8 protein-coding genes and 1 pseudogene are annotated in these 8555 nt (G+C 30.8%); 8 read left to right on the top strand and 1 reads right to left on the bottom strand.

Annotated elements, in window-relative coordinates:
- The 8 genes and pseudogenes from VK998_RS09905 to fni form a co-directional block, all read left to right on the top strand.
- A pseudogene (locus tag VK998_RS09905) lies at positions 1-1226 on the top strand (2-hydroxyglutaryl-CoA dehydratase); the annotation flags it as partial.
- 210 nt (positions 1227-1436) lie between these two features.
- A complete protein-coding gene (locus VK998_RS09910; protein WP_325227972.1) occupies positions 1437-2447 on the top strand; it encodes a hypothetical protein in 1011 nt (336 codons plus the stop codon).
- Between the two features lie 137 nt (positions 2448-2584).
- Positions 2585-3157, top strand: a complete 573-nt coding sequence (locus tag VK998_RS09915) for a DJ-1 family glyoxalase III (protein ID WP_325227973.1) — start codon at positions 2585-2587, stop codon at positions 3155-3157.
- Between the two features lie 70 nt (positions 3158-3227).
- Positions 3228-3848, top strand: coding sequence for a DNA-3-methyladenine glycosylase (locus tag VK998_RS09920; protein ID WP_325227974.1), 621 nt, complete (start codon positions 3228-3230; stop codon positions 3846-3848).
- A gap of 42 nt (positions 3849-3890) precedes the next feature.
- A complete protein-coding gene (locus VK998_RS09925) occupies positions 3891-4229 on the top strand; it encodes a hypothetical protein (RefSeq protein WP_325227975.1) in 339 nt (112 codons plus the stop codon).
- Positions 4230-4249: 20 nt separating this feature from the next.
- Entirely contained in the window at positions 4250-5431 is a 1182-nt protein-coding gene (locus VK998_RS09930; protein ID WP_325227976.1) for a cation:proton antiporter, read from the top strand.
- 141 nt (positions 5432-5572) lie between these two features.
- On the top strand, positions 5573-6541 hold the full coding sequence (locus VK998_RS09935) for an LCP family protein (protein ID WP_325227977.1): 969 nt from the start codon (positions 5573-5575) through the stop codon (positions 6539-6541).
- 16 nt (positions 6542-6557) lie between these two features.
- Positions 6558-7583 (top strand): type 2 isopentenyl-diphosphate Delta-isomerase, encoded by a 1026-nt coding sequence (gene fni / locus VK998_RS09940; RefSeq protein ID WP_325227978.1) that lies wholly within the window; start codon positions 6558-6560, stop codon positions 7581-7583.
- Between the two features lie 48 nt (positions 7584-7631).
- Here the strand turns inward: fni and VK998_RS09945 are convergent.
- Positions 7632-8555, bottom strand: a 924-nt coding sequence (locus VK998_RS09945) for a DUF2207 domain-containing protein (protein WP_325227979.1), incomplete at its 5' end; no start/stop codon positions are given.

Consider the following 8555-nt stretch of genomic DNA (forward strand, 5'->3'; position numbering starts at 1 on the left):
TGGCGCCTATTCATTTTAAAATATTGCAGGAGGCATTAAATTCTTGTGGATATAATATAGAATTTTTACCTGAAAAGGATTTAAAAGCTATTGATGAAGGGTTAAAATATGTGAACAATGATGCTTGCTATCCTTCTATAATAACTGTAGGTCAGTATATAGCTGCATTAAAATCTGGCAAATACGATTTAAATAATGTATCTCTTTTAATGAGCCAAACGGGAGGAGTATGTAGAGCTTCTAATTATATTGGTTTTATAAGAAAAGCATTAAAAGATGCAGGTTTTGGTAATATTCCAGTTATTGCTGTATCTGCACAAGGGATTGAGACCAACCCTGGCTTTACCTATTCATTGGAAATGGGTAGAAAAGGAGTAATGGCGGTTTTATATGGAGATCTTATCATGAGACTGTTATATAGGGTAAGGCCTTATGAAAAGATAAAAGGTTCTGCTAATTTACTGGCTAAATATTGGATTGATAAATGTTCAGAAGCTGTAAAATTAGGAGATAAAAAAGAATATGTGGACAATATTCATCAGATGACAAAGGATTTTGACGAGTTAGAGATAGATGAAAGTTTAGTTAAACCAAAAGTAGGGGTAGTAGGAGAAATATTAGTTAAATACCATCCTATGGCTAATAATAATTTAGTAGCTTTACTAGAATCTGAAGGAGCAGAAGTAGTAGTACCTGACTTAACAGACTTTTTATTATACTCTAGCTATAATGCAACTTATAAATACAAATATTTGTCAAAAGGTTTGTTACCTAAGATAGGAAGCGATATTGCTATAAAATACATTGAGTATTATAGAAAACCTATAAGAGAAGCCTTAAGAAACTCTAATAGATTCTATGAGCCTTTAACGGTGGAAGAGTTAGTTAAGGAAGCAGAAAGATTGGTTTCTATAGGAAATCAATATGGAGAAGGTTGGTTATTGACTGCAGAGATGTTAGAATTAATCCAGACTGGAGCTGAAAACATAGTATGTACCCAACCTTTTGGATGTTTACCAAATCATATAACTGGTAAAGGGGTAATAAAAGCTATTAGAGATTTATATCCTCAAGCTAATATTGTTGCCATAGATTATGATCCAGGAGCTAGTGAAGTAAACCAGTTAAATAGGATAAAGCTAATGCTTTCAACTGCATATGACAATATAGAAGAAAAACAAGAGAAAAAAGATTTCACGGAAAAAGCATATAATATAGAAAATTAGTACAAAAGCCTTTCTGTAATTCATTGATGAATTATCATCTGAATGAAGGAAGGGTTTTTGATTTTTAATTAATAATTTTTATGTAATGATATTGTAACTCATTTGTAACGACTTTTACAAAGATTATTGATATATTAATTATAGCAAATCATAATATACTTTGATTGAAGGTATAATAGGAGTAACAAAATAGTGAAAGAGGTAATAATTATGAATAAAAAAAATATAACTTATATGCTTATCATAACTATTTTATTGTTTTCTTTACTTGTAGGTTGTAAAGTAAACAATGATCTAGATGGAAACAATGGAGAATCTATGGATAATACTAGAACGGAAACAGAAACTATAGTTGAAAATGATGAAGAGAAGATAATGGGAGATTTTAAAAATATAGTTGAAAGTGATAACGAACCTTTTACTTTGGTAAAATATGTTGATGAAAATATTGACAAGGTAAGTACAGAATATGCTGTAGAAATGATAAGAAATCTGGAGGAAGTTCAGGAGAAATATATAGAAAGATATACAGAACAATTATTTATGGAAGAAAATCAAATGGAATTATTAAGCCTATCTGAAGTAAATAGATCTGCCATTGATGGAACAGAAGTTAATATAGAAGATTTACTATTTTTCGATAATTCCAAGGTAGAAGAAATAAAGAATGGTAATTTAAAGGAATTAGTTGATAGGATAATACAAGGTAAATTTAAACTTATCAATATGGAAGGAGCTTTCTATCCAATTATAGATTATGAAGCATTAAAGATATACAATGATTATATAGCAGAGGATATGAAAGAATATATTGATTTGAAATCCATGGAATCTAACATGCCTACTATATTAGATGCAGCAATAATGATATCTTATGATGAATTAGCAGAAAGACTTATTAAAACAGAAAATTATATTTCTAAGTATCCAGATAATATGAGATATGAAGAGATATTAAGAATATATGGTTTATATTTAAAATTTTATTTAGAAGGATCAAGTAATACTCCTATATACGATTATGAGACTAAGGAAATAAAAGTGGAAATTTTTTCAAGTTATAATAAGGTAAAAGATATGGATGAAACAGTAACATCTAAAGTGATTTCGAAATATATAGATATTATAGAAGAAAATCAAAAAATAATAGATGAGAATGTGCTCTCTAAGGTAACTGAACTTTACAACGAAGCTATTGCAACATTAGAAGAGCAACAATAAGCCCACCATAGGCATGGTTCTACCCCCAACAAATTACAGAACTATGCCTTGTTTTTTTATTTTATATAGCACAAATTTTTAAACTTCTGGTTAATGGTATATAATATATATACTAGAAATTTTAAGGAGGTAGTAAAATGAAGAAGGTATTACTATTATTGGCAAAAGGTTTTGAAGAAGTTGAGGCTCTTACTACGGTAGATTATTTGAGACGAATGGATATAATAGTAGATACTTGTTCTATAGGAGAAATAGAAGTACAGGGGGCACATAGGATAATTGTAAAAGCAGATAAAAAAATAGACCAAATAAACAGTATAAAAAGTTATGATGGGCTAGTTATACCAGGAGGGCTGCCTGGCGCTACTAATCTTAGGGACGATAATAGGGTTATTAAATTGGTAAAGGAGTTTAATAAAGATGAAAAGTTAATAGGGGCAATATGTGCTGGACCAATAGTATTACAAAGAGCGGGGATAATAACAGGGAAGAGGGTCACTTCATATCCAGGATTTGATAATGATTTAAAGGAAAGTGAATATAAGGATGATTTAGTGGTTCAGGATGGGAATATTATAACAGCAAGAGGTCCCGCAGTAGCAGTTTATTTTGCATTAAAATTAGTAGAAAACTTAGTTGGGAAGAAGAAGGAAGAAGAATTGAAGAAAGATATATTATTAGATATGGTTGAAAATACTATTTACAAATAAAATTTTCAAATAGAATTAATTTGAATCAAGGGACAACCTAGAGTTGTTCCTTGATTTTTAGGAGGAAAATATGAAATTAACTAGAGAATTTTATAGTAGAGATACGATTACTGTAGCCAAGGAATTATTGGGAAAAGTATTAGTTCATAATATAGGTGGGCAAAATCTAAAAGGAAGAATTGTAGAAACAGAAGCATACCTAGGTCTTAAAGACAAGGCAGCTCATTCTTATGGTGGTAAGAAAACTAAAAGATTAGAAACTATGTATGGAATTCCTGGTACTGCCTATGTATATCTCATATACGGGATGTATTATTGTTTTAATATAGTAACGGAAAAAAAGGGAATACCAGAAGCTGTTTTAATAAGAGCGATAGAGCCTATACAAGGGATAGACGAAATGTCTAAAAATAGGTTTGGTCAAAATTATACTAATTTAAGTAAATATCAAAGGGAAAATTTTACTAATGGCCCAGGGAAATTATCTATGGCTTTAAAGATAGATAAAATATTGGATAAAGCAGATCTTTGTGGTGATAAAATATATTTAGAATATGGCCAAAAAGAAACATTTAAGATAGTAGAAACTAAAAGAATAGGTATAGATTATGCAGAAGAAGCCAAAGATTTCCCATATAGATTCTATATTGAAGGCAATCATAATGTATCATTAATAAAAAAATTTGAATAATAAAGTTTATAGGAGTAATATAAAGAATGGAGGTGAATTATTATGGAAATGTTAATTATAGTCCTAAACAAAATTCAGGAATTAGATGATTTATTATTGGAGTTAAGTAACAATGATATTCGAGGGGGAACTATTATTGATAGTATGGGTATGGCTAGAGCTTTAGCTGACGAACATTCTGAAATACCGTTATTTGGTTCTTTAAAGACCATATTAAATGAAAATAGACCTTTTAATAGGACTATTTTTATGGTGCTAGATGAAGGAAAAATACCTATTGCAATGGATTGTGTAAGAAAAGTAGTAGGGAATATAAATTCAGAAAACACAGGGATTATGTTTACCGTACCAGTAAATCGAATAGAAGGTTTAACAAAGTAAAGGAGATGGAATAGTTTACGATGAATATATTATTTTATTTAGCTGTCATATTGTTAGTAGGAATTATTACAGCTAAAATATTAGCAAAGATCAATCTTCCAAATGTTACAGGATACCTTATAGCAGGTTTAATAATTGGACCTTCAATTTTAGGAATAATACCAAAAGAAACTATAAGTAAATTTTCAATTATTTCGGAAGTGGCTTTAGCTTTTATAGCCTATAGTATTGGAAGCGAGTTTAATTTAGTACATTTAAAAAAGATGAGTAAAGGCATTGTTTTGATAACTATTTTACAAGCATTAACAGCAATGTTATGTGTAACGCTGAGTATGATATTTATATTTGGACAACCGGTTTCCTTTAGTCTTGTTTTAGGAGCTATTGGTGCAGCTACAGCTCCAGCAGCTACTTTAATGGTAGTGAGACAATACAATGCTAGGGGTCCTTTAGTAGACACATTATTGCCTGTTGTTGCTATGGATGATGCAATTTGTATAATGGCTTTTGGAATTTCAACAGCAATAGCAAGAACTTTGATCAGTAGTACTGAATCAATATCAATAGTCAGCTTATTTATATCTCCCTTAATAGAGATAGTTGGTGCGTTAATTCTAGGGCTATTAATGGGGATTTTACTTGTTTTATTATCTAGAAAAACCAAAGGAGAGGATGAGCTTCTATCTATAGTTATTGCTATTGTTTTTGCAACAGCAGCAATTTCAATAAGATTTAATTTTTCATCCCTTTTGGCCTGTATGATGGTTGGTGCCACTTTGACAAATGTAATACCAAATAATAAAAAAGTCTTTACCACTGTAGAAAGGTTTACACCACCTATATATATTTTATTTTTTACTATAGCTGGGGTAGAACTGGATTTATCAGTCTTAAAAGGCGTTGGTATGATCGGAATTGCATATGTGTTGTTTAGAGTTATAGGAAAAGTTTTAGGTTCATACTTAGGTGCAAGAATAGCAAAGTCTTCAAAAGTAATAAGAAAATATTTGGGCTATACTTTAATACCACAAGCAGGGGTAGCCATTGGTTTATCTATGGTAGCACAAAATATTTTACCTTCCCCTTATGGAGGACAAATCAGAACTATTGTTCTTGCAGCAACTGTAATATATGAGCTTGTAGGACCTTTAATTACTAAAAAAGCATTAATTAAAGCTGGAGAAATAAAAGTAGGTCAATAATTAGACCTACTTTTATTTTTAAGTTTAAATTTATTGGAGAAAAGAATATGTATCCAAATTGTAACTTTATTTAGATTGCAAAACATGCTTATATTTAGTATTATTTTAAATATAGGTTTACCTTATATGGGAGGGTTTATAATGAAGAAAAAATTCTGGTTGACATTCTTAATAGCTTTGATAGCTTTTTCTGCTTTATTTGCTGCAACAGGCCATTATATTTTAAATAAGGACTCTGTGGCTTATCAAGGAGAAGAGGATAATCTAGAAACAGAAAAGAAAATTGAAGACAAAGGTGAGATATTATTTTTATTAATGGGTATAGATGATCAAGATGGCTCAGGTGGTGTAGCAAAAGTAAAGGAAAAGAAGATAGAAGGAGAAGATAGCCATAAACCCACAGGAAAGCGAACTGATACCATGATTCTTTGTAAATTTGACTTTGAGACTGGTGATATTACTATGCTGTCCATTCCTAGGGATTCTAGAGTTAATATAAGAGGGAGGAAAGGAAAGGAAAGAATAAACCATGCCCATTCTTATGGAGGACCTTATCTTGCAATGAAAACAGTGAAGGATTTTTTAAATCTTGATTTGGAATACTATGTAACAGTAGACTATTTGGCAGTGAGGGAAATAGTGAACGCTATTGACGGCGTAGATATAGATGTGCCTAGAAGAATGTATTATAATGACCCGACGGATAATCCTCCACTATTGATAGATATTCAACCAGGTCAGCAAACATTAGATGGAGATAAGTCTTTAGAATACTTAAGGTTTAGATCTTACCCAGATGGAGATCTAGGTAGGGTAGCAGCTCAACAGCTATTTATGAAAGAATTTATGAATCAAGCATTAAAACCTAAAAATATACTTGCTTTGCCTAAGATGGTTAAGACCTACTATGATTATGTAGATACAAATATACCTTTAAATATAATAGGGAAAGGTGCTTTAGCAGCTAATAAAATCAATCTAGATAATATGAAAACAGCTACATTACCAGGAGTTGGCAAATATATAGGGGATATATCCTACTTCATTCATGATGAGGAAGGAACTAAACAAATAGTTGAAGAGATGTTTGAAAATTTCTTATTAGAATAAGTAAAGAGAGGTTTTTATGAAAAAAGATTTAATTAGAAAAGATAGAAAAAAAGAGCATATTGAATATTCTTTAAAATCTACCTATGAAAGCGATACCTTATTTAAGGATATATATATAGAACACAATTCGTTACCAGATTTAAATTTATATGAAATTAATGGAGGAACTAGCTTTTTAGGAAAGAATATAAAGTATCCTATAATGATAAATGCGATGACAGGAGGAACTAAATTTTCCCAAGAAATAAATAGGAATTTATCAAAAATAGCCAAAAATTATGGGATTCCCATGGCGGTAGGTTCCCAAACCATTGCATTAAGAGATAAAGAAAGCTATAACTCCTTTAAAATAGTAAGGGAAACTGTAGGAGAAAAAGCAGTGGTAATTGCAAATCTAAGTGCCCAAGCATCTTTAGAAGATGTGAAATTTTCTATGGATTTAATAGATGCAGATGCTATTCAACTTCATTTGAATCCAGCTCAAGAGTTAGTTATGAAAGAAGGGGATAGGGACTTTAAAGGGGTTTTAAAGAATATTGGGAAAATTGTGTCGAATATAGAAGAACCAGTTATAGTAAAGGAAGTAGGCTTTGGCATATCAAAAGATGTAGCCCAAAGACTATATGATATAGGAATAAGGTATATAGATATATCAGGTAAAGGTGGGACTAATTTTATAGAAATAGAGAATAGAAGGGATGATGAAATAGATTTTAGTGATATCTATTCTTGGGGCATTCCAACAGCCCTTAGTCTGATTCATTGTAGAAGTATATCTGAGGATTTAAATATAATATCTAGCGGTGGGATAAGAACCAGTTTAGATATATTAAAATCTTTAGTTGTAGGTGCCAATGTAGTAGGAATAGGCGGACAAATATTGAAAGAGTTAATTGAAGGTGGCTATGAAGTAGCTAACAGCTACATGGAAGGTTTAATTTATAAACTAAAGATATTGATGTTATTAACGGGAAGTAAGAATATAGAAGAATTGAAAAAGCTCCCCTATAAGATAAAGGGGGAACTTAAAGATTTGATTTAAAAAGAAACAAAAAGTTATAACTTTTTGTTTCTTTTTAAACATCAACTGCTAAAATCCTCCGGCACCGCCTCCTCCTGCGCCACCACCTCCACCACTGGAGAATCCTCCACCGGTTCCAGTAGATGAGCTACCAGCAGAGAAGGCTCTGTTCAAACTTCTTTGAAAGGAGTTTTGACCTTTAGGACCTGTAGCGAAATACCAATAGAACCAATGATTAGGCATAGTACTTTCAGGGGTTAGGGTTTTGAATTTATTTAGTGAATTAACACTTACTCCTAAAGCTAAACCATATATTAAAGCTATATCTAGTGGAAATGATAAATTATTTATATCTAATGTATCTCCTCTTCTTTTTAGATCTTTTTTGAAATCCTTCCATTTATTATATTGAATATATCCATAATCTGATTTTCTAAAGATAACGATTATGCCATATATAAAAGCAAATATCGAAACAAATAATAAAACTAGCCCATAAAATCCTTCAAAAACTAGTGAAATTATTGAAAGAGGAAAAGTAATGATAGAAAATAAAACTAGAACCCATCCTGGTTTTTTGCCTTTATTATCGTAATAACCTTTATTTTTAGCATCTTCTCTTACTGTTTTGCTCCATGTATTGTAAGAATTGCTAAAATTTATCATATCTTTCTTGCTATAGTGTTCTATATCCTTTGTCGTCACAATATTCCCGTCGCCAATTTCATCAAAAAACCAATCTAATAAGAATATTTCATGGGCCAATAAAGAATTGGCAGTTTTTTTAAGTCTTTCTAACTTAAAGTTGTTAGTTTTTCCTTTATAATCATTTTTATCCTCTATGGAAATATAACCTTTTCTAGCTAAATCAAAAATTGTAGCCATTATGGCAGTGTTATTTACTGTACTATTGGTTAAATAAGTTGCTACTGCAGGAGTACAGTCATCCGGATATATATTATGATCCATTGTCTCGTAAATATCTATATCTCT

Origin of the sequence: Schnuerera sp. (genome assembly GCF_035459645.1) — a bacterium.
In the GTDB taxonomy this organism is placed as follows: Bacteria; Bacillota; Clostridia; order Tissierellales; family Tepidimicrobiaceae; genus Schnuerera.